This is a genomic window from Methanofollis tationis (genome assembly GCF_013377755.1).
Taxonomy (GTDB): Archaea; Halobacteriota; Methanomicrobia; order Methanomicrobiales; family Methanofollaceae; genus Methanofollis; species Methanofollis tationis.
This window is the reverse complement of record NZ_JABXWR010000001.1, coordinates 1,054,307-1,075,135: the sequence shown is the minus strand read 5'-3', so window position 1 is coordinate 1,075,135 and position 20,829 is coordinate 1,054,307. Positions and strand designations below refer to the sequence as shown.

20 protein-coding genes are annotated in these 20,829 nt (G+C 63.5%); 8 read left to right on the top strand and 12 right to left on the bottom strand.

Annotated features, from left to right (window positions below; all coding sequences use genetic code 11):
- Positions 1–15: 15 nt before the first annotated feature.
- On the bottom strand, positions 16–627 hold the full coding sequence (locus HWN36_RS05555) for an amino acid kinase family protein (protein ID WP_176788454.1): 612 nt from the start codon (positions 625–627) through the stop codon (positions 16–18).
- On the opposite strand from HWN36_RS05555, the gene HWN36_RS05550 reads away from it, so the two are divergent.
- The gene (locus HWN36_RS05550; RefSeq protein WP_343044931.1) at positions 614–2,317 is read left to right on the top strand and encodes a phospholipase D-like domain-containing protein; all 1,704 of its coding nucleotides are present in this window, start codon (positions 614–616) and stop codon (positions 2,315–2,317) included. The genes HWN36_RS05555 and HWN36_RS05550 overlap by 14 nt on opposite strands.
- Positions 2,318–2,358: 41 nt before the next feature.
- Here HWN36_RS05550 and HWN36_RS05545 read toward each other — a convergent pair whose 3' ends face one another.
- Entirely contained in the window at positions 2,359–2,592 is a 234-nt protein-coding gene (locus HWN36_RS05545) for a winged helix-turn-helix domain-containing protein (protein ID WP_004037333.1), read from the bottom strand.
- 96 nt (positions 2,593–2,688) lie between these two features.
- On the opposite strand from HWN36_RS05545, the gene HWN36_RS05540 reads away from it, so the two are divergent.
- Entirely contained in the window at positions 2,689–3,021 is a 333-nt protein-coding gene (locus tag HWN36_RS05540) for a hypothetical protein (protein ID WP_176788453.1), read from the top strand.
- Here the strand turns inward: HWN36_RS05540 and HWN36_RS05535 are convergent.
- Positions 3,014–4,534 carry an SLC13 family permease gene (locus tag HWN36_RS05535; RefSeq protein WP_176788452.1) on the bottom strand — a complete coding sequence of 507 codons (1,521 nt, stop codon included), beginning with the start codon at positions 4,532–4,534 and terminating at the stop codon, positions 3,014–3,016. The genes HWN36_RS05540 and HWN36_RS05535 overlap by 8 nt on opposite strands.
- 357 nt (positions 4,535–4,891) lie before the next feature.
- Between HWN36_RS05535 and HWN36_RS05530 the strand changes: the two genes are divergently transcribed.
- Together HWN36_RS05530 and HWN36_RS05525 are read left to right on the top strand one after the other, a co-directional pair.
- On the top strand, positions 4,892–5,506 hold the full coding sequence (locus tag HWN36_RS05530) for a DUF4118 domain-containing protein (protein ID WP_176788451.1): 615 nt from the start codon (positions 4,892–4,894) through the stop codon (positions 5,504–5,506).
- 6 nt (positions 5,507–5,512) lie between these two features.
- Positions 5,513–6,073, top strand: a complete 561-nt coding sequence (locus HWN36_RS05525) for a DUF7504 family protein (RefSeq protein WP_176788450.1) — start codon at positions 5,513–5,515, stop codon at positions 6,071–6,073.
- Positions 6,074–6,082: 9 nt separating this feature from the next.
- Here HWN36_RS05525 and budA read toward each other — a convergent pair whose 3' ends face one another.
- The 3 genes from budA to HWN36_RS05510 are packed head-to-tail and all read right to left on the bottom strand — an operon-like array spanning position 6,083 to position 10,381.
- On the bottom strand, positions 6,083–6,895 hold the full coding sequence (gene budA / locus HWN36_RS05520; RefSeq protein ID WP_176788449.1) for an acetolactate decarboxylase: 813 nt from the start codon (positions 6,893–6,895) through the stop codon (positions 6,083–6,085).
- A gap of 8 nt (positions 6,896–6,903) precedes the next feature.
- Positions 6,904–8,223: a small ribosomal subunit Rsm22 family protein gene (locus HWN36_RS05515; protein WP_176788448.1), complete on the bottom strand. Its 1,320-nt coding sequence runs from the start codon at positions 8,221–8,223 to the stop codon at positions 6,904–6,906.
- 22 nt (positions 8,224–8,245) lie between these two features.
- Positions 8,246–10,381, bottom strand: a complete 2,136-nt coding sequence (locus HWN36_RS05510; RefSeq protein ID WP_176788447.1) for a PAS domain S-box protein — start codon at positions 10,379–10,381, stop codon at positions 8,246–8,248.
- 923 nt (positions 10,382–11,304) lie between these two features.
- Here HWN36_RS05510 and HWN36_RS05505 point away from each other — a divergent pair.
- Positions 11,305–13,584: a tetratricopeptide repeat protein gene (locus HWN36_RS05505; RefSeq protein ID WP_176788446.1), complete on the top strand. Its 2,280-nt coding sequence runs from the start codon at positions 11,305–11,307 to the stop codon at positions 13,582–13,584.
- Here HWN36_RS05505 and HWN36_RS05500 read toward each other — a convergent pair.
- Complete coding sequence (locus tag HWN36_RS05500; RefSeq protein ID WP_176788445.1) at positions 13,552–14,406, bottom strand: nucleoside 2-deoxyribosyltransferase; 855 nt, start codon at positions 14,404–14,406, stop codon at positions 13,552–13,554. The two genes, HWN36_RS05505 and HWN36_RS05500, sit on opposite strands and share 33 nt — an antisense overlap.
- A 30-nt stretch (positions 14,407–14,436) precedes the next feature.
- Here HWN36_RS05500 and HWN36_RS05495 point away from each other — a divergent pair, with 30 nt between their 5' ends.
- Positions 14,437–14,934: a DUF367 family protein gene (locus HWN36_RS05495; RefSeq protein WP_176788444.1), complete on the top strand. Its 498-nt coding sequence runs from the start codon at positions 14,437–14,439 to the stop codon at positions 14,932–14,934.
- A gap of 7 nt (positions 14,935–14,941) precedes the next feature.
- On the opposite strand, the gene glgP is transcribed toward HWN36_RS05495, so the two are convergent.
- Positions 14,942–17,122, bottom strand: coding sequence for an alpha-glucan family phosphorylase (gene glgP / locus HWN36_RS05490; RefSeq protein WP_176788443.1), 2,181 nt, complete (start codon positions 17,120–17,122; stop codon positions 14,942–14,944).
- A gap of 180 nt (positions 17,123–17,302) precedes the next feature.
- On the opposite strand from glgP, the gene HWN36_RS05485 reads away from it, so the two are divergent.
- Positions 17,303–17,455, top strand: coding sequence for a hypothetical protein (locus tag HWN36_RS05485; protein ID WP_176788442.1), 153 nt, complete (start codon positions 17,303–17,305; stop codon positions 17,453–17,455).
- Positions 17,456–17,529: 74 nt separating this feature from the next.
- On the opposite strand, the gene HWN36_RS05480 is transcribed toward HWN36_RS05485, so the two are convergent.
- The 3 genes from HWN36_RS05480 to HWN36_RS05470 are packed head-to-tail and all read right to left on the bottom strand — an operon-like array spanning position 17,530 to position 18,789.
- Positions 17,530–17,922 (bottom strand): winged helix-turn-helix transcriptional regulator, encoded by a 393-nt coding sequence (locus HWN36_RS05480; protein ID WP_176788441.1) that lies wholly within the window; start codon positions 17,920–17,922, stop codon positions 17,530–17,532.
- A complete protein-coding gene (locus HWN36_RS05475; RefSeq protein ID WP_176788440.1) occupies positions 17,919–18,248 on the bottom strand; it encodes a hypothetical protein in 330 nt (109 codons plus the stop codon). The genes HWN36_RS05480 and HWN36_RS05475 overlap by 4 nt, the downstream gene beginning before the upstream one ends.
- Positions 18,249–18,264: 16 nt before the next feature.
- Positions 18,265–18,789: a hypothetical protein gene (locus HWN36_RS05470; protein ID WP_176788439.1), complete on the bottom strand. Its 525-nt coding sequence runs from the start codon at positions 18,787–18,789 to the stop codon at positions 18,265–18,267.
- A gap of 59 nt (positions 18,790–18,848) precedes the next feature.
- Here HWN36_RS05470 and HWN36_RS05465 point away from each other — a divergent pair, with 59 nt between their 5' ends.
- Complete coding sequence (locus tag HWN36_RS05465; RefSeq protein WP_246269852.1) at positions 18,849–19,526, top strand: COG1470 family protein; 678 nt, start codon at positions 18,849–18,851, stop codon at positions 19,524–19,526.
- Here the strand turns inward: HWN36_RS05465 and HWN36_RS05460 are convergent.
- The gene (locus HWN36_RS05460; protein WP_176788438.1) at positions 19,504–20,748 is read right to left on the bottom strand and encodes a PAS domain-containing protein; all 1,245 of its coding nucleotides are present in this window, start codon (positions 20,746–20,748) and stop codon (positions 19,504–19,506) included. The genes HWN36_RS05465 and HWN36_RS05460 overlap by 23 nt on opposite strands.
- Positions 20,749–20,829 lie beyond the last annotated feature (81 nt).

Below are 20,829 nucleotides of genomic sequence, written 5' to 3'. Positions count from 1 at the left end.
GATCGTTCTCGGCAATTAAGGTCGCGTACCGATACGGGTGCACGGCACATCCTCGCCGGCGAGGAGGGCGGATACCCTTCCAGGAACCCGGCCGTTCACCACGCATGCCCGGATTTTGCGGTCGAAGAGATAGGGCAGAAGGCAGGGATCGACTTCCTCGCAGAAAAAAGGCTCCCTGACGTCATGCATTCTCTGCCCGTCCCGCCTCAGGGCGTCCACCGACTTGACCAGGACGAGGGGGACGTCCAGGCGATCCGCCACCCATGCGGCGATCGTGTCTGAGGTGACCTCCCAGGAGTGCGGGAGGGGATCGGCCGCCCTGAGGGCGGTATAGGGGAGGAGGACCGTCGGGCCAGCCGGGACGGCGACGTCCGCGGTCGCCGGCAGCCCGAAGGAGGAGAGGTACCATCCGTAGGCCTCCATCGCGCAGACGGCCATCCAGTGGGCGGCGGTCGCCGGGGGGTCGAGGGCCCGCACGCCGTCGGCAAACCCGCCGCCGCCCGGGACGATGAGCGCCCGGCGGCCTGAAGCGCGGACCTCCTCCACGACCGACCGGGCGCGGACGGTCAGGCTCCCCCCGATCTTTATGACCACCGCTCCGTCCATGATGAGGGTGGACAGGCTCATTATAAAAATCAGGAGGGCGCACCCCTCAGATATGCCCCGCCCCTGCCTCCTCGTCCTCCTCGTCTTCCTCCTCGCCCTGCCCGCGGGGGCGTTTGAGATCGTGGAGTTCTGCCCCGACCCCTACCTCTCCGGCGATCCCGACGAGTATTTCGTGCTGGAGGGTGCCGGCCCCCTCGACGGGGTGACGGTCACCGACGGCGAGGGGAGCGTGCGGTTCCCGGCCGGCGCCGTCTCGCCGGGCCGGGTGGTGGTGGCGCGGGACGCCGCCGCATATGCCCGTGTCCACGGCCTGCCCCCGGACTACGAGATCGCCGGCAGCGATCCGGCGGTCCCTGACATGACCGCCCTCGGCGACCTGCGGATGGCGAACGACGGCGACAGCCTGGTCCTGATGGCGGGCCGCACCGTCGTCCAGGAGGTGCGGTGGCCGGAGGACGTGGCGGCGCGCCAGGGGCAGGTCCATTTCCTGCGGGACGGGGTCTGGGACCCGCACCCCAGGATGATCGGGCAGTCGGACTTTGCCCCGGCGACGTATGAGGGCGTCACCGTCACCCTCTTCGTCTCCCCTGACTGTTCGTACGAGGTCTTTTCAGGGGCGATCGGGTCGGCGCGGCAGAGCATCGACGCAAACGTCTACGAGTTCACCCACCCGGGGATCGCCCGGATGCTCGTCGAGGCCGCCGGCCGCGGCGTCGCGGTGGCGGTGCTCCTGGAGGGCGGGCCGGTCGGCGGGATCTCGGCGGAAGAAAAGGCGGTCGTCTCCTATCTCACCGGGAACGGGATTCCTGTCAGGGTGATGACGACGCAGGGCGATGCCCATGCGAGGTACCGTTTCGACCACGCGAAGTACCTCGTGATCGACGGGGCGAGCGTGCTGGTCACCTCGGAGAACTTCAAGGAGAGCGGGGTCCCGGAGACCGGGCTGAAGGGCAATCGCGGCTGGGGCGCCTGGGTGCAGGACGCCCGCGTGGCCGGCTACTTCTCGGCGGTCTATGAAACAGACAGCACCGGCGGCGACATCGGGCCGGCGCCGTCCGGGGGTGCGCCCTGCGAAACCGGGAGGAGCGCATACGATCCGGTCTTTGCACCCCTCACCGTGGAAGGGGCGGCGGTGACGCCGGTGCTCTCACCCGAGACGAGCGATCTCGTCCTCGCCCTCATCGCCGGTGCAGAGGAGCGCCTCCTCATCGAGCAGGCCTATATCACGAACAGCACCGGCGGGGGGCCGAACCGTTTCCTCGCGGAGGCGATCAACGCATCGCGCCGCGGCGTTGCGGTGCGGGTTATCCTGGACTCCTCCTGGTTCAATGTCGAGGGGGAGAACGACAATGACGAGCAGGCGGCATGGATCAACGCCCTTGCCCGTTCTGAATCCCTGCCCGTCGAGGCGCGGTGCATCGACCTTGCCGCCGCGGACCTGGAGAAAGTCCACACCAAAGGGGTGGTCGTGGACAATCGCAGCGTGCTCATCTCGAGCATCAACTGGAACGACAACTCGCCTGATTTCAACAGGGAAGCCGGCGTGATCGTCGTTCACCCGGATGCGGCGCGCTACTTTGCGGCGGCATTCGATGCCGACTGGAACGCCGGCGGCGAGGGTGGCAATGGGGCCGATGTGCGTCTCGTCTGCGCCGCTCTGATCGTGCTGGCGTTCGCCCTGCTCTATGCGGTGCGAAAGATCCGGCGGTGATGAAAGGGCTCTGGCCCCGAAAAAGAAAGGCTCCTTCTGGTTCAGGCTGCCTCGACGGCCTGCCCGGGCTTACACAGATAGATGATCTGGCGTGCATCCTTGAAGTTGAACTTCTCGATGATGAGGTCGTTCTCCTTCAGCTTTTTCAGCGCATACCTGACCGTTCTGGGCGCAAGGCTGGAGGTCCGTACCAGGTCCTTGTGCGTCATCGCACCCCCATCCCCCAGGATCAGCAGGACCTTCCTGGAGGAAGGTGGGAGGGTCATGTGGTGCATAGTATACAATTAACAACGTTAACATATCAATGTATCGCCCATTTATAAATAAAGGCTGAATATTATGCTATGCCTGATCGCCGGGAAAAAATCGCTTTGATTATCCTTGTCGGTATTTCGCTTCTTCTTCTTGCTGCACACGGGGCGCTTGCCGCCGCCGGGAGTACGACCTTCGCCGCCCCATGGACCCCGGAGGCCGAGGACGGCACCTTCGTGGCCGTGCGCGGGACGGTGGACGGCCTCCGCCACCTCACCGGCGGTCACCTCTCGGTGACGGTCGGGGGAGCGACCGTCTTTATCCCTGCGCGGGTCTCGGACCGCATATGCCTGGAAAAAGGGTTGAACGTGAGTATTGCCGGGACCGTCCAGACCTACCGGGGAGAAAAGGAGATTGTGGTGCAGTTCCCCGGCGACGTCGCCGTCACTTGACCGGCATCGTCGCCCAGTCCGGGAGGGCCGGGGAGAACCCGAGCGCCCACATCACGATGGTGAAGAGGAAGAAGGTCCAGAGACCGACGCCGATGAAGTTCAGCACCCAGCCTGAACGCATCAGGTCTTTCATGTCGATATACCCGGAGGCATAGGCGACGGCGTTCGGCGGCGTCGCCACCGGGAGCATGAAGGCCAGCGAGGTGCAGACCGCTGCCGTGAGCATGAGCATGTACGGGCTCATGTTCATCGAGACGGCGGTCACCGCCATGATCGGCATCATCAGGGATGCGATGGCGGTGTTCGAGGTCACCTCGGTCAGGAGGGAGATCCCGATCGCCACGAGCAGCACGAGAACGACGATCGGCAGTCCGCCGAACATGGCGATCTGGTCGACGATCAGCTTTGCAAGCCCGCTCTGGATGAAGGCGACCGAGAGGCAGAGACCACCGCCGAAGAGGATGAGGATGCCCCAGGGTATCTTCACCGCCCATTCCCAGTCCATCGTATAGATCCCCTTTGCCCGGTCCACCGGGAGGAGGAAGAGGAGAAGGGCGCCTGCGATGGCGATCACCGAGTCGTCGATCCCCGGGAAGAACACGTCGAGGCCCGGGATGACGACCCCCTCGATGTTCTTCGTCTTCGCGAAGATCCAGGCGAAGGCGGTGAGCACGAAGATCATCAGGGTCCACCGCTCCCCCCGCGTCATCGGCCCGAGGTTCTCGATCTGGTGGGCGATGATATCCTTTGCATGGGCGATCTTCGTGGGAAGGTGGCGGTACGACCCGTAGGTGAGCCAGATCCAGGCGAGCACGAGCAGGATCGCCGCAAGCGGAACCCCGAACTTCATCCACGAGAAAAAGTCGATGGGCGGGGCGGCCGGGAAGAGGGTCTTCATCTGGGCGGCAAAGATCCCGTTCGGCGGCGTGCCGATGAGGGTTGCAATCCCGCCGATGTTCGCCGCATAGGCGATGGAAATGACCAGCGCCTCGGAGAAATCGCGCTGTTCGTGGGTCATATCCTTGAGGAGTGTGCTGGCGTTGGGGATGATGGTAGTGATGATCGCGATGGCGATCGGGATCATCATCATCGCCGTTGCCGTATTGGAGATCCACATGGAGAGGAATGCCGTGGCGATCATGAAGCCCAGGATCAGCCGTTTCGGGCTTGTACCCACGATGTTGATGATATTCAGCGCGATACGCCGGTGGAGCCCCCACCGCTGCATCGACATGGCGATGATGAAACCGCCCATAAACAGGAAGATGACCTTGTCGGCATAGGGTGCCGTCGCCTGCGTGGCGCTGAGGACGCCAAGGGCAGGGAAGAGCACTACCGGCAGAAGGGCCGTCGCTTCAAGGGGAATTGCCTCGGTGATCCACCAGATGATCATCAGGAGCGTGACCGCCGCCACATATCTGGCCGATGTCGGCATCACGCTCTCAGTGATGGGGGCGAACACCAGGGCCAAAAATACAAGCGGCCCGAGGACTCTCCCGATATTCTTTTTCATCGAACACAAAGATTGGAATTCGTTATATTTCTACTATTCCCTTCATGCGTGAAATGTCACCCCGATACGGCAATCGCTGATGTTCGGGGTGTATTCTGATTTTTGACCGTTTAGACGCCGCAAAGGCCATCTCTCCATCCCGACGGCATTTGGGATTCTTCTGGAAAAGAAGGACTTGAGGGGCCTTAAGATCGGGTGCGAACGAAAACCGGCGCTTGCGAGACGGACCGGGCAATGCTGGCGTATTTTCCAGAAATTCGACCGTTTCGATGAGTGGAGTGGGACATATCTATTTGGGTAGATTTATCAGAATAAAGAATGAGATCTTAGCCCTATCCAGCAAGCAGGAGGATGGAGATGAAGATGCATAATATCGCCGGGCGCCACCCGTGGATCAAACCTGCCGTGGTTATCGGTCTGGTCGCCGTCTGTGTCACCCTTGAGGTGCTCGTCCATGCCTACCTGAATATCGCAGTGGCCTTCACCCACATCTTCTATCTCCCGATCGTCATCGCCGGGACCTGGTACTATAAAAAAGCCGTCGTGATCGCCCTGCTCCTCGGGGCGATGCACATCGCCGTCGAATATTTCACGATGGGTTTTGTCTTCGAGCCAGTGGCCCTCGTTCGGGCGGCGATGTTCGTCGTGGTCGCCTTTGTGATCGGATCCCTCTCAGAATCAAAAGACTTTCTCGCCGCCGAACGGGAGATGAAGCATAACGCCCTTCTCAGCTTCGTCTCTGAGGTCGGGCTGCGGATCAAGACGCCGATGAGCGTGATCCGCGAGAACCTTGGTGAGATCGGCCGCGGCATCGAGGCCGACGAGATGGAAAAGGAAGAGGTTTTAGCCACTCTGCAGGTCCAGATCAGCCATGCCGAGAAGATCCTTGCCACGCTGAGGGAACTGAACCAGGGTGTCATCGATGAACAGAAGGATATTCCGGAGTCGTACAGAGACCTCCTGACGCGGTGATGGTGCATGAAGTTCTCCCTGAATGGGTCTGATGACAAAAAACTCTGCCTGCTCCTTTCCTCAGCACAGACGATGAAACAGGCGAATCTCGCTATTGTCAGGGAGATCACCGCCCATGGCAATGCCGCCATCGTCATCACCACAAATCAGCCATATCTGATCCTGAGAAAACTCTATGATCGGGATGGGATCGATCTCTCGAAGGTCCATTTCGTCGATGCCATCACGCGCTATGCCATCGGGAAGGTGCCCGAAGACGCTGCAAACGCCCTTTTCGTCAACAGCCCTGAGAACCTCACCGACATGGGCATCGCCATCACCCAGACCCTCAAGGAGATGGAGGGGCAGAACATCTTTGTCGTCTTTGATTCGGTCTCGACGATGCTCATCTATCTCTCGTCGGTGAACATCTCGAAGTTCATTCACTTCGTTTCGAGCCGTTTAAAAATTCTCGATGTTTCAGGCATTTTTCTCGCCGTCGAGAAGGGGCTTGACCCGCTTCTCCTGACGCAGCTCACCACCTTCGTCGACGAGGTGGTCGATCTCGACGAGTCCGCGGAAGGGTGACGGCCGGGCTCAGCCGGTCGTTCTCCCGCGTTCTGCGGCGTTTACCTCGCCCGAGCGGTCGCCCGAGAGGTCGGCCGCGGCAAAACCTCCGGCCTCGGGGAGCGAGAGCCTGAGGTTGGGCGTGATGTCGAGGGCCACCCTGACCTGATCTGCCGTGCAGTCGAGGAGATGGCCGCCGCCGGTGCGGTCGTCTGAGAGGTAGTGGAGGTGGAACCCGACGACATTGACCCCGGCCATATACTGCGGGAGGTAAAAGCCGACCAGGGTGCCCTCGGTCCGGTCGAAGGTGAAGAGGTGCTGCGAGGCGGTCACCTCGACCAGGGGCGGGTAGGGTCTGGTCTGCGCGTCCACGCTCCGGGTGGTGAGGTTTGCAAACCGGCCTTTCACGATGACGGCGACCGGGTGGTTGGGGGAGGGCAGGGCGTCTTCGATCGCCGCCTCCAGGTCTGCGAGGGAGACGGGGCCGTCGAGGTCGAAGGCGATGTCTTCGTCGAAGACGGTGACCGCCGCAAAGGCCGTCCTGGTGGCGAGGTCGATCTGGCTGACCGCTCCGTCGCCGCGGATCTGCCAGACCTCTCCGTCCAGGATGACGATCTCGCCGTCGAGACCCTCGGGCGTGCCGATGCCGGTGTCGCCGCGGTCGGTGAGTGCGCCGAACTCCTCGACGCCGTCATAGACGCCTTCGAGAAGGGCGCCGATCGTCGAGACCTGGTAGATTGTCTCGGCCGTCTCCTCCCCGTCATCGGCCCACCGCACCGTCGAGGAGACCATGAAGCCGGCCGAGACGATCAGGAGGATCAGGAGGGCGGAAATCCGCCACATATGCGGGATCACGCCCCGCACTCCCGGCCGGCCCGGGCCACGGTCGTCTTCCTGCCGATGATCACCGAGTAGGTGTCTGCCTCCCGGTTGTACCTGACCGTCGCATTCCTGATGATCAGGATCTCACCGTATGGGCCGCTCAGAAGCGGTTCGTTCCCCTCGTTCCGGGAATATTCGGGCAGGACCGCATAGACCGGCTTTTTCGGGGTCCCGTCGCAGATCTTCACCACGTGCCGCCCGGGTTCGCCGATATCGGCCGACATCCTGGCGGCGCAGAGGTGGATCCTTTTTTCGACATGGTCGGCGAGAGCGCCGAGACGGGCGGCCTTCAGGTTCTTGCCGATGCGGTAGCCTTCGCGGGTGAACCCGTCCTTCCGCAGCACGAGATGGGAGAACTTGATGTCGGTGTTGCGGTAGCGGTAGCCCTCCTCGCCGGCGGCGACCAGGGCCTCCATCAGCCGCGGCGGCCGCACCTCCGGGCCTGTGGTGAAGGTCCAGCACCGGTCGGGGCGGCAGGGCTCGCCCCAGAGGTGCGTGCAGGGGGCGTAGACCGAAAGGCCGGCATCGACGAGGGCGCGCTGCACCTCGCGCAGGGCGGTGGAGGCGTCCTTCTCTGCGGGCTCGACGATGAGGATGGTGCCGTCAGGCGCAAGCCTCTCCCCGAACCTGGCGACCATCGCCGCCTTCTCCTCCGGGCCGCGGCCAGGGATCTCGTTGAGGACGTTGGAGAAGACGATCAGGTCGTAGGGCCCCTGCAGGGTTCCTGCCGGGGGGTCGAGGAGGTCGCCTGCCACCGGGCGCCCGACGGTGACGAGCCCTTTCTTCTCCGCGGCCGGAGGCACCAGCGCCATATAGGCCTCGATGTTCTCCTCGGAAATGTCGATGGCGTCGATCCGGGCCGTTGCGCCCTTCACCCTCCCCAGATAATCGGCGATTGCAAGCGAGATGACGCCGGGGCCGCACCCGGCGTCCAGCACCCGCATGGTTCTGGGGATGAGTCCGTCGGCGACGAGGCCGTGGAGGAGGAGCTCTGACTGGACGAGGTAGACCGGGAACTGGTAGGCAAGGTAGGCGAGTACGTCGTAGCCCTTCGCATAGGAGATCTTTCTCCGGCGCCCTCTCGCCCAGTAGCCCCATTTCTGGGCGACGACCGCCGAGCGGATCCGCTCGAGAACGACCGGGTCGTTCCAGGTCTTCCCGGTCTTCTTTTCGATATACTCCTCGATCAGCCGTTCGAGCCGCCGCGGGACCCTGGGCGAGGCGAAAAACTCGTTCTGCTTCATTTCCTCGCCGGGCGACAGATGGAGGGGGGCGTCAGGTCGCGTCATGGTGAGAAGAGTCACCGGCCCCTTAATAAACATCTTCCGCCGGCGGCCCTGAGATGAGGCCCGAGGTGACGAGGCCGGTGATCCGGCCGTCATGGTCACGCACGATGGTGTTGCGCCAGAGCACGCCGATCTCGCAGCCGTCCCGTGCAAGGAGGGAGCCTTTCTCCTCTCCGGGCGTGGGGGACGCCCCTTCCATCAGCCGCCTGAAGTTTGCCTCAAGGCGCGGCCTGAGGCGGGCCGGGACGAGTGTTTTGAACCAGTTTTTCCCGACGAGATCGGTCTCGGCGTAGCCGAGGGCGAGGCACCCGGTCAGGTTCATCCGTTCGATCGTCCCGTCCGTCCTGATCCCTGCGATCATCACCCCGGCGACGTCGAGGTAGCGCTCGGCCCGGTCACGCTCGATCCTGACGCTCTCCTGGGCGAGGATGCGCCCGGCCACGTTTGCCGCCTGGGCGGCGATCGTCTCGAGGGCCTGGACGCCGGCCGCGGGTATCAGGCCGGTGAGGCGGGACCCGGCGACGAGAACGGCGACCGGCATCCCCCCGTGGACGATGGTGAACGTGACGGTGCCGCGCAGGTCCTCGTCTCCCGGGAAGGCGGCGGCTCTGCCCCCGATGAGCGCCCCGGCCTCATCCCCGTCGATCTGCTCTGCCCGGGCGGCGGCTTCTGCGGAGAGCCCGAACGCCGCCACGCGCTCGAGGCGCCCCTCTTCCCTGACGGCGTAGACGGCGGCGGCGTCCACGCCTGCGGCCTGCATCGCCGCATCAAGGCAGATGGAGAGGGCCGCTCTGAGGTCTGAGGCCGAACCGAGGGCCTCTGCAAGGTCGCGCTGGTCCGCGAGGAGGGCGTCGGCGCGGACATGGTCGGTGATGTCGCGCACGATGGTGAGGACATATTTCATCTCGCCCCTATCCCCGGCGATCGGGATCTTTTTCGTCTGCAGGTGGTGCGTCTCCCCGTTCTGGAAGACGACCGGCATTGCAGGGCATTCAACCGGGATCTGCTTCAGGAGCATCTCCGCCTCGCCGCAGGTGATGAGGGGGACGAGATCGGGCCCGAAGATCTCGCCCTCCTCTTTTCCGGCGAGACGCCCGGGTGCCCCACCGACGAACGCCTCTGCCGCACGGTTGAAAAAGACATACTTTCCGCCTGCGATCTCCCTGACAAAGACCATGTCCGGGATGTTCTGGACGATGCAGTGGAGAAACGATTTCCAGCCCCGCACCCGGCGCTCTGCCTGGTGCCGTTCGGTGACGTCCCTTGCGACCATGCGATAGCCACCGAAATCCCCGATCTCGTCGAAGTCCGGGGTCCCGCTCGCTTCAAAAACGAGGCTCTTCCCGCTCCGGTGAAGCAGGGGGATGGGGAGGAGGGAGAATGGCCGGTCGAGGAGTCCGGCGAGGCGTTCTGAGAGCCGCTCCTGTTCGGGGGCCGGGACGAAATCGAGGAGAGAACGCCCGACCATCTCGTCCGGGGCGTAGCCCAGAAGATCGAAACTCTTCGGGCTCACATAGGAGAAGGTCCAGTCGTCGTCGACATTCCAGATGATGTCGTTGATGTCCTCGACGAGCGCCCTGAACTTTGCCTCCTCTGCGCGCAGCGCCTCCTCTGCGAGTTTCTGGCTGGTGATGTCCTCGAGGATGATGGTGATCCCGGGGCTGCCGTCGTTGAAGGCGGTGGGCAGGATCTTCATTCTGAAGTAGAGTTCCCCCCCGGTCCTGAGGAACCTCACCTCCTCGACCACGTCGTCGCCCCCGAGGGCGTCTTCGATCCGCGCCCTGATCAGGGGGTGATCAAAGGCCGAGAGGCGCGATTCCCCGATCGGTTTTCCGATGACGTCGTCCCGGCCGGCGCGGACGATCTCGAGGATGCGGTCGTTTGCCTGGACGACGGTGAGGGTGCGGTCCAGGATCGCCACGCCGTCTGAGGAGAAGTTGATCATGGCCGAGAGGGGCACCCGCTGCGAGGGGTAGAAGACCTTTGCCTTGCCGTAGGTCCGCATCTCCACCTCGCCGGCGATGAGGAGCATGTCGAGGTATCGGGAGGTCGTATTCCTGTTGATCGCGAGGTCTCTGGACAGATCGGTGACCGACATCCCGCGGGGATTCGCCTTTAATCGGGCGATAATTTTAGTGATCTCCTCAGGATAGGGCCTCATATCTGATCAGAGTGATACTGGCCAGTACTTATCGGTTTCGGACATGACCGGCATCATGCTCTGCATTGGTGATAGCGTCAATGCCATGCAATACGTGATACATTTATATATCTGAACATTCAACATATGATCGCCGACGTCCCATCCGAAGTGGGGAAATCTCGGACGGGGCGCAATCGACAGGAACACCAGCAGGCACCCGCACATCACCTAACTCAAGCGGCACACACCAGCACGCGTGGGTGCCTGGATATTTCACCTCTCAAAACGCGTCAACATTCATTCTTCCGGCGGGAGGCCGGCATCCTCCCATCCTGTGCACATTCACGTACACCTCACTCAGAAGAGGTTCTGGGGGCGCGAACCTGGCGTCCCTGGAAAGGTTTCACCCTTTGTACATTTTTTTTGCTTTGTAGAATTGGGCATGAGTCCGGGAAGGGGACGCAAGCATACCCCATGAAATGTTTTTCATGGTAAATCCTATTCTGGCATGCTTGAACCGGGGGACTGCTGCCCCCGGACCCCCGCGCAGGATAGGTGGGGATATGGCCCCCGCACGTCCTGTTCGCTCTTCCCGGGGCCCATCGGCTCCAATGGGGTGAAACCCCCGGCAGGCAGTATGGGGAAGGCGGGGGATCCGCACCCCTCCCTGCGATTACAGGAGAGCTATCAAACCCGGCACGAGGGTTTCAACAGCGCCATTTTTTTGTTCTTCGCTCTTTCACGCGGGAAACTCCCTGCCCGGTCCCATCCCGCAGGTCCACCCCTGATAGCGGTCGGTCGTCCGGGGAGGTCGGGCGAAGGCGTCGCGGCCGCCCACGCACAGGACTCAAGAGCCCTTTTTTCCTTCCTGTATGGCGACCGGATCAACAGGAGTATCACGCCGCAGGTATCATCTTCTTAGCCGGGAGAGGTACGACGAGATGGATACAACCGTTGCACTGAATTTTTTCTGGGAATCATTCTGGATCGACCGGTGGATGCGTCGCGACGCCGCTCCCCGGGACGCCGCCCTCCTGCATCTCTTTCTGATACGAAGGGCGAGAGACCCGGGTTTTGCGGCCTATTCTGCAGCTGCAGGTTTTTCTGACGACCGGGCGAAGGATGCGGTCAGGACGGCGCTTGCCGGCGCCCTTGCCGAAGACTGCCCTGATCTTTTCGGCGCCGGGAGGGACGCATATCTCTGGCGGCGGTATCTCGGCTTTCTGGATGCGGGCGATCTCCGTGGAGCGCGGCTTGTTGAGACGATGCTGTGCACGCCGGCGGAAGACGGTTATCTTGCCCCGCCGATCGCCGCCGGCGAGGGGCCGTCACGCTCGGCCTGGGAACGGATGGAGAAGAGGGTGGTGATGGCGGAGATCCGGTATCCTGACCTCTACTTTGAGGCGCCCTATCTGCGGGACCTTTCGGGTGCGCAGATAAGCCCGGCCGACCTTGAGATCACCTCCTTCGCCGTCGAGAACCTGAAAAACCTCCTCGGCGGAGCGATCCCGCCCGGGGACGCCGGAACCTTCGAGCGTTTCATCAACGATGCAGGAATGATCATCGCCTTCTCCTGGTTCGCCGGAAAAGCCTACGACGAACAGACGGCGATCCTGAATGCGGTCTATCCGTTCAGCCTCGACGAGGAGACGCTGGACCGGTTCGTGGCGATCTTCGACGACTATGAGACCCTCCTCGAGGAGGCGGCCGGGCTTGTAAAACGCGGTTTTATCGAGGAGGCAAAGACCGTCTATGCCTATACGATCCTGCACGCGGACGGGGCGGCCCTCCACCACGCCTGCTATGAGAACCTCGCCGTCCTCTTCAGGGAGGAGGGTGACTACGCCCGTGCCGGCGACTGCGCCGAACGCGCCCTCGCGATCAGGAAGGCCATGCCGGGCGCCGATCCCTACCTCGTCGCCCTCGGGGAGAAGAGCCTCTCGGAAGCACTTTATTTGCAGGGCAATGCCGGTCGTGCAGCCGACCTGATCGCCTCGGCGGTGGCGGCGGCCGACCGCCTCTCTCCTGAGAAGGCCAGGTCGCTCTTCTGGGCGATCGCCTCCTCTTTCAGGAGGACCGGGAGGTTTGAGGAGGAATATGCTCTGCTCACCCGCATCCTCGAAGGAGAGGGTGAAGGGGAGGCGATGGACGCCGCAATGGCGCGCCTCTTCTCGATGGACCAGTACGCCAGGGCCGACGGCTCCTTCGATCTGGCCGGGCTTGCCGCCGTCGAGGAGCGGCGGCGCTACCTGGACTTCTTCGGCAAGGGTGCGGCCCTGCTCCAGGCCTTCCAGTTCGACCGCGCCATCGCCTGCTTCGGGGACGCCCTCGCGATCAGCCGGGACCTCGATCTCCTCAGGAACATCGCCATCGCCCACCGGCTGTACGGCTCGGCCGATGCGGCCAGGGAGTACTTCGGCATGGTGCGTGCCGAGCGGCCCGGAGACGTCTTCTCCCTCATCCACCTCGGCCTGCTCGCCGGCGGGGAGGAAGGGCGCCGGCTGATCGGGCAGGGCATCGCCGCCGCCCTTGAGGGGCGGATGGACCTCGCCCTCGTCCTCTACCCCATCGTTCGGGATGCCGTTGCCGACGGTGCGGTCCTCGATGCGATCGACCGCTCAGGCGATCTCCCGGCGCAGGGCGGTGGCCGGGCGCTCTACTATCTCGGGGCAGGGACGATCCTCGCCGATCTCGGCTTTTCCGGGGAGGCAGAAACCTGTTACCGCCGGGCCCTCAAGGCGACCCCGCCGTCCCCGGTGCGGGCGCGGGTGCTCAGGAATATGGGTGTGATCGCCGCCGACGCCGGCAATCCAGAACGTGCCGCCTCCCTCTTTGACCAGGCCGTCAGGTATGCGCCCGGAGACCCGACGCTCTGGCACCGCCTGGCCGGGGTGCGGGCGGCACTCGGGGATCCTGCCGGTGCGGCGGCGGCGGCGCGGGAAGCGGTGCGCCTCGCCCCGGCAGAGCCCGCATACGAGCGCGAGCGCGACCTGCGGACGGCAGAAGAAGAGGCCGCGCCCCCGGCGGTCGACGACCCGGTCGCCGCCGAACTCATCGCCGCCGGCGAGCGGATGATCGAGCGGGAGGCGTGTGCGAAGCGTGCGCTCTCCGCCTATGCCGAGGCATTGCAGAGGGTCAAAGGCCTGGACGAGGTCTCTCTTACCGGGGGCTCCTATGCGGTGGCGCTCTCAGAGCGTGCCAGGATCTTCGCCCTGTTTTGAGGAGAGGGCGGCGGCGATCGCCCCCGGCAGGTCGGAGGAGCGCTCAACAACGGTCGACGAGGCTTCGAGCATCAGGTTGACCGCCTCGGCCTCCCCGACCCGGCGGAAGTCGGTCCGCAGGGCGACGACCGGGATGCCGCGGGCGTACGCATATCCCATCTCCCACGCCGTCCCCGAATCGGCGTCGGCCCCGTCGATGACGGCGACGACGATATCGACCCTGTTCAGGGCCTCGAGATTGTGCTCGAAGATCGCCCGCCCGTCCCCGGCGCTCCGTGCGGCGTCGTTGTCCCCGACCTCCTGCGGGAGATGGACGTCGTAGAGCGCCGCCTCAAGAAGGTCGCGCACCTCCAGGTTGAAGGCGCGTTCGGCCCCGGAGAAGAGCGGGGCGGCGAGGTACACCCGGTACCGGGCGAAGGTGCAGACGTCGACCGCCCTGATCTCCGGGAACCGGGCGAGGAATGCCCCCCGGCCCGGCACCCGCTCGTCCAGCCATGTCCGGTTCACCCCGCAGGCCGGCGAGGAATCGACGCCGATGATGCAGAGCGGCGGTCCCCGTGCGCGGATCGTTGCCCTCACCTCTTCTTCCATCAGGTCGAGGAGGGCGCGGAAGGCCGGGGTGTCCAGGCGCTCGACAAAGGTCGCGGGCGGGCGCGGCCGGCCGAGATAGGCGGTCTCCGGGCAGGGGAGGGGGACGACCTCGATCGAGAAGCGCCGGCACCGCTCCAGGGCCCGCTCGAACGCCGCACGGTCGGACGGTTTTGTGATCCCCTCGGCCCTCAGAGAGGGGTCGAGGATGCAGGGTGAGACCAGGACATACATTCAATAGGTGTCTGCGTCAAACCGGCATAGATGATACGCCTCTTCGCCTTCAGGGACAACTCCTGCGATCCCAGGAAGTGCACGGTGAAGCGGATGGAAAAATGGGGGCAGGTGAAAATTGTCGACACCCTCACCCGGATCCCGCGCTCATCCTTGATTCTCGACCCGACGGCCGAGCGCGCCCTCTCCCCGGCCGACCGGGGCGTGCCCTCGATCACCGCCCTGGACTGCTCCTGGGAGGTGCTCGACTCGGTGACGGTGCGGCGCTGGCCGACCCGCCGCGCCCTCCCCTACCTCGTCGCCGCCAACCCGGTGAACTTCGGCCGCCCCCTCCGCCTCACCTCGGTGGAGGCGTTTGCAGCGGCGCTCGTGATCCTGGGCGAGGACGAGCAGGCGCGCCAGGTCCTCTCGAAGTTCAACTGGGGGATGCACTTCCTCGAACTGAACGCCGACCCCCTCGCCGAGTACGCGGCGGCGAAGGACTCCGCCGAGGTCGTGGCGATCCAGGCGCTGTATATGGGAGAGTGAGGGCCGTTCACTCCTCGTTGCCGAGGTCGGAAAACGGCGTGCCGGCGGCGGCGAGCATCTTCGGGTAGTAATGGGTGACGTACTCCTTGACCATTCTTCGTGCGCAGAACTGCGGGGCATTGCTCTTGATCGACTCCTTCATCGCCCGCACCCACCCGTGCGGCACCCCGTGCATGTCGGTGTCGTAATAGAGCGGGACGATCTCTTTTTCGAGGAGTTCGTAGATCGCATTCGCATCCGCCGCCGTCCGGTCGCCGACGATGTACTCGCCGCCGAACGCCCAGCCGTTTCTGCCGTTGTAGCCCTCGATCCACCAGCCGTCCAGGATGGAGAGGTTGAGCACGCCGTTGATCGCCGCCTTCATCCCTGAGGTGCCGCTCGCCTCCATCGGGGGCAGGGGGTTGTTGAGCCAGAGATCAACGCCGTGGACGAGGTACTGGGCGACCTGCTCGCCGTAGTCCTCGACGAAGGCGATCTTCCCGCCGAAATCCGGCGACCGGGCGAACGAGTAGATCCGCTGGAGGATCTGCTGCCCCTCGACGTCTGCCGGGTGCGCCTTGCCTGCAAAGACGATCTGCACCGGTCGCCAGCGGTTGTTGACGATCCTCTTCAGCCGTTCGAGATCGTGAAAGATGAGGTCTGCCCGTTTGTAGGTCGAAAAGCGCCGTGCGAACCCGATGGTGAGCACAGTCGGGTTCAGGAGCACCCCCTCTGCGACGATGTTCTCGGGCATATCCCTGTGTTCGGCCCACGTGCGCCGTTTTCTCTCCCTGATCCTGTTGATCAGTTTTGCCTTCAGCCAGATGTGGAGGTCCCAGAGTTCTTCGTCCGGGATCTCGTCGACGAGGTCCCAGATCACCGGGCAGTCATGCTCCATCTGCCAGCAGGGACAGACGGCCCCGATGTAGCGATCGAGGAGGAGTTCCATTCTGTCGTTGAGCCAGGTCGGGAGGTGGACGCCGTTGGTGATCACATCGATCGGCACCCGCTCCTCGGGGAGCCCGGGCCAGATCCCCTGCCACATCGCCCTTGTCACCTCGCCGTGGCGCTGTGAGACGGCGTTGTGATGGGCCGACATCCGCATCGCAAAGACGGTCATGTTGAAATTGCCGCCCGGATCGCCGGGCGCGGCCCCGAGGGCGAGGAACCGCTCCCTCTCGATGCCGAGACAGCGGTAGTAGGTGCTGAAGTAGCGGTCGATCATCTCTGCCGGAAAGATGTCGGTGCCGGCCGGGACCGGGGTGTGGGTGGTGAAGACCGTGGTCCCCCGCACCTGCGCGAGGGCGTCCTCAAAGGACTGCCCTTCCCCGACCCGTTCCCTGACCCGTTCGACCAGGGCGAAGGCCGGATGGCCCTCGTTGATGTGCACGCCCGCATAGTGGACGCCGAGGTACGAGAGCACCTTTCTGCCCCCGATGCCGAGGACGATCTCCTGGAGGAGGCGCTGCTCCTTATTCCCTGAATAGAGGCGGTGGGAGATGGAGCGATGTTCGGGGGCGTTCTCAGGGATGTCGGTGTCGAGGAGGTAGAGGGGGATGCGGCCGACCTGCACCTTCCAGACGGCGACGCTGATGGGCAGGTTGATGTGGGGCACGGGCAGGACGATCTGTTTGCCCGAGGGGTCGAGGACGCGGGTGATCGGGGCGGCGTCGCGGTTGAGCCTCTCCTCGACATTCATCTGCGAACCGTCGGGGCCGATGTGCTGGTGGAGGTAGCCGGCGGCGTACATGAACCCGACGGCGACGAGGGGGACGCCGAGGTCGGAGCACTCCTTGAGGTGGTCGCCGGCCAGAAACCCGAGCCCGCCGGCGTAGAACGGGAGGGAGTGGTGGAGGCCGTATTCCGCCGAAAAATACGCGACGGTGAACGGACGGGAGGTGGCGTATTCCTCGGTAAACCAGGAGTTTTTTCTGGCCATGTACTCCTGGTAGCGCTCCATGATGATGTCGTAGCGGCGGAGGTACTCCCTGTTCTGCGCCGCCCGCCTGAGGTAGTCCTCAGGGATCTCCTGGAGCATCTGCACCGGGTTGTGCCGGCTCTCCTTCCAGGCATGGGCGTTCACCTGCTTGAAGAGCATCCTGGCTGACGGGTGCCAGCTCCACCAGAGGTTGAAGGCGAGGTCGACGAGCCCCTCGATACGCTCCGGGACATGATCGAAACGGCTCCGGTCCATGGCGTCGGCGGTCATCGTGATCGAGGAATAGGTAGAGATGGTTATTTAACTTGCGGGATGAAGGGGGCGTCTCTCTCGTTAAACGCCATATGGCTGCCTGATTATGAATAAATCTATTATTTTTTTTGTAAATTGCGTTTTTTGATCTTCCGGTCAGGGATATCTATAAATAGTATTGTGGTCTGTATTGATCCAATGGAGAAACCGGTACAGGACCGCCTGTTCCTTGATGTGATGAGGGTGGACGCGGAGCAGCGGATCCTGATCCTGATCGTCGCCCTGATCGCCCTGATGTCGCTCGGCATCGGGATGATGCTGCCGCTGACCTTCCCCGGCCTGTTTTCCTGAGTGCTTCCGGTCATGCGCCCGGAGCGGGCGTTTGCTCTTTTTCACCCCTGCCCCGGGCCTCCCGGGAGGGGGAATCAGGTGTGCGACAGGACCCGGCGGTCTTCCGCCTCCCTTATCCCGGCGGCGAGGTCCACGGCGGCGTCCTCGCTGATCCGGTACCTGACCGCCCGCCCGTCGCGTTCCTGCCTGATGATCCGGTCCCCGGTCAGCTTCTTCATGTGCCAGGTGACGGCCGGCCCCGAGATCCCGACCGTGTCGGCAACCTCCTGCCGCGACGCTCCCGGGTGCTCCAGGATCCCGATGAGGATCTCCCGTGTGGTCGTGTTCCTCAGGTGCTTGAGCACTCTCTGCTGGGCAGCGGTGTAGGTCCCGCTGTTCTCGTAGAAGCGGAGGTGGCCGTCCTCGTCGAGCGAGGTGATCTTGTGGTGCTCCTGCAGGACGGCAAGATGATACCTGAGGGTGCTCATCGAGATCGCCGCGCTCTCAGAGAGCGCAGATGGATGCCCGGCGCCGCCCTGATCATCGTGTAGATCTCGGCTCTGGCCGCGCTCTCCAGGACGTTCTCGCGGCCCACCCTGCGGCACCCCAGAGAGAGGCAGGTCTTCGCCGCCCAGAGAAGTTCGAGCGGGACGATACAGACCTCCAGAAGGATCACCCAGAGCGGAAGTTCCCAGAAGGCGACTTCGGACGGGACGAAGGGATGATCTGAAGGGGGGTACAGGCCCCCCGGACTGACAACGTAGGCTGCGGAGGCGATCTGAGCGAGTGCGACTGCAAGAAATACGGCGATCATCCATGCTCTCATCCCGTCACCCCATATATGTCATGAACGTGTAGTTCTTCGACGTGAACGATTTCGACCCGCTGATCTTCAGGAACCAGTTCCCCTCTGCGATCCCGGCCTCGTTCGAGATCCTGAGATAGATCCTGCCGTCCTCGTTGCCGTCGCTCATGTCGTCGTAGGTGCCGAGCACGCCGCCCGGATAATAGATGGTGAGATCGAGCGGCCGATCAGGGTCTATCCAGACGAGATCGACCCAGAAACAGGTCATGTTCGAGGCGATGTCCAGCATATAGTAGCGGCTCCTCCCGCCGAACCCGGGCAGGATAGGGAGGCTGTTCGAGGAGAGGATCGGGATCCCCCGCTCCCCGCCCCCTCCATACGAGGCGCTGTCCGGCTGCCGTAAAGAGGTGACGTTCGCGTCATCCGCCTGCTCATCTCCCTTATTCGTGGCGTTTTCGTATTTTTGCAGCCCTGCCCCGGTTTTTTCTTCGGGAACCGGGTAACAGACGGCAAACGCAACGACATCCTCGCCGGCCTTCACCGTGTACACAGAAACGCTGAGGCTTGACGGCGAAACGCTCTCCTCCGCGGAAGAACCCGATCTTCGAGATGAAGCTGCGCAATGTCGGGAAGGCCGACGATACCTATCGGCTCTCGATCGACGGGCTCCCTGAGGGCTGGTACGCCAGGTACAAGGAGAACGCCGCCGAGACGAGCGACATCTCCGAGATCTTCGTCCCCGCCGGAGAGGAGAAAGCCCTGTACCTCGAGGCGATCCCGCCGTACGGCGTGACGGTCGGCGACTACTTCCTTACGGCCACAATCGAGTCTTCGTCAGGGGCCTATCCCGAAGACCTGACGGCGAAGATCAGCGGGAGTTATGAGATGGGGCTCTCCGCGGACCGCTACCGCTACGAGGCGTCGATGGGCGAGACCGTCGAGTTCGACGTGAAGGTGGCGAACCTCGGCAATGCCGGCGCCCTGACCGGGATCAGGTTCGAGGTGAGCGCATCGCAGGGCTGGAAGGCGACGGTGACGCCCACAAACGTCACGAGCCTCCAGCCCGGCGAGTCGAAGAAGGTGAAGGTGCAGGTGGTGCCGCCGTCGAGCATCGTCGCCTCCGAGTACAAGATCACCGTGAAGGCGGTCTCAGATCAGGGCGAGCAGAGCGACGAGTTCAGGATCGTCGTGAAGGAGCAGTCGTTTGCAGCGATCGCGGGGCTTCTCCTGCTCGGGGCGATTGCCGGCGGGGTCTGGTACTACTTCAGGAAGTACCAGCGCCGGTGAGAGCGTCGTCGGGCGCCTCGCCCTCCCCGGCCGGGACCGGGGCGAGGTGCTCGACGATCAGGCACACCTCGCCGTTTTTGTCGAAGATGGGCACGCTCGTGCATCGCAGGTGCAGGTCCCGTTCAGGGACGTATTTCTCGATCGTCTCTGTTTTTCTGCTTTTGAGGGCCATCTCGGTGGCGCAGACCTCGCAGGGGCGGGCCCTGCCGATGAGGGAGTAGCAGGGTTTTCCCACCACCTCCTCCGGCGTCATCCCGAGCGCCTCGTAGCCGGCCCGGTTGTAGCGGATGATCCGGCGGTCAGGGCGCATGATCCCGACGATCTCGGGGAGGGCGTCGAACGTCCATTCGAGGAGGGCATTTGCCTCGTGCAGCGTCCGCTCGCCGGCGCGGATCTCGGTGACGTCGCGCAGCGACTCGATGGCGCCGACGATCTCCCCGTCCGGGCCGCGCAGGGGCGTTGCCCGTCCCTGGAGCACCCGCTCCTCGCCGTCGCCGGTGACGGCGGTGTCCTCACCCGTGAGGCTCTCATAGTCCCACCGGGAAGCGTCGTGGAGACCTGCAGCCCCCTTCTTCCCCCGGCCGACGACGATATCGGCGAGCAGCGGTCCGGGCGGATCGCTGGGATGGATGAGGGCGTGGCAGTCAGACCGCCCGATCACGCCGGCGGCCGGCACCCCGAAATACCTGCAGAATGCCTCGTTTGCAAACAGGATCACGCTGTCGGGGTCGAACCAGCAGATCATCTCGGTCTGGTCCTCGACGACGGTGCGATAGCGCTCCTCGCTCTCTTCGAGGGCACGGGCGATCCGTCTCTTCTCGACGGCCTGGATGATTATGATCTCCAGATCGGCGAACAGGGTTTTCGGCGCCCCGCCCTTCTGGAGGTAATAGTCCACCCCGGCGTTCAGCGCCTCGATCACTACCTCCTCGCGCTCTTTTCCGGTGAAGATGATGAAGGGAAGAGGGCCGTACAGTCTCCTGACCTCCCGCAGAAGTTCGATCCCGTCCATGCCCGGCATCTGCAGGTCAGAAACCACGCCGTCGAAGGTAGCGGTCGCCAGCGTCGAGAGCGCCTCCTCTGCGGAGGTGGCCGTCGTCACGGCCATATTTCCTCCTCTCTGGAGGAACAATTTTCCTATTTCGACAAGTGCTGGCTCGTCGTCGATATAAAGAATAGATATTTTTTGTTTATTGGGATAATAGGGCTCCGGGAAATCCATTATGGCTCATAATGGTGCCATGCTATATTTACATTTCGATATATCCAAGGATATAAAATGCGGCATATTTAATGTTTTTTA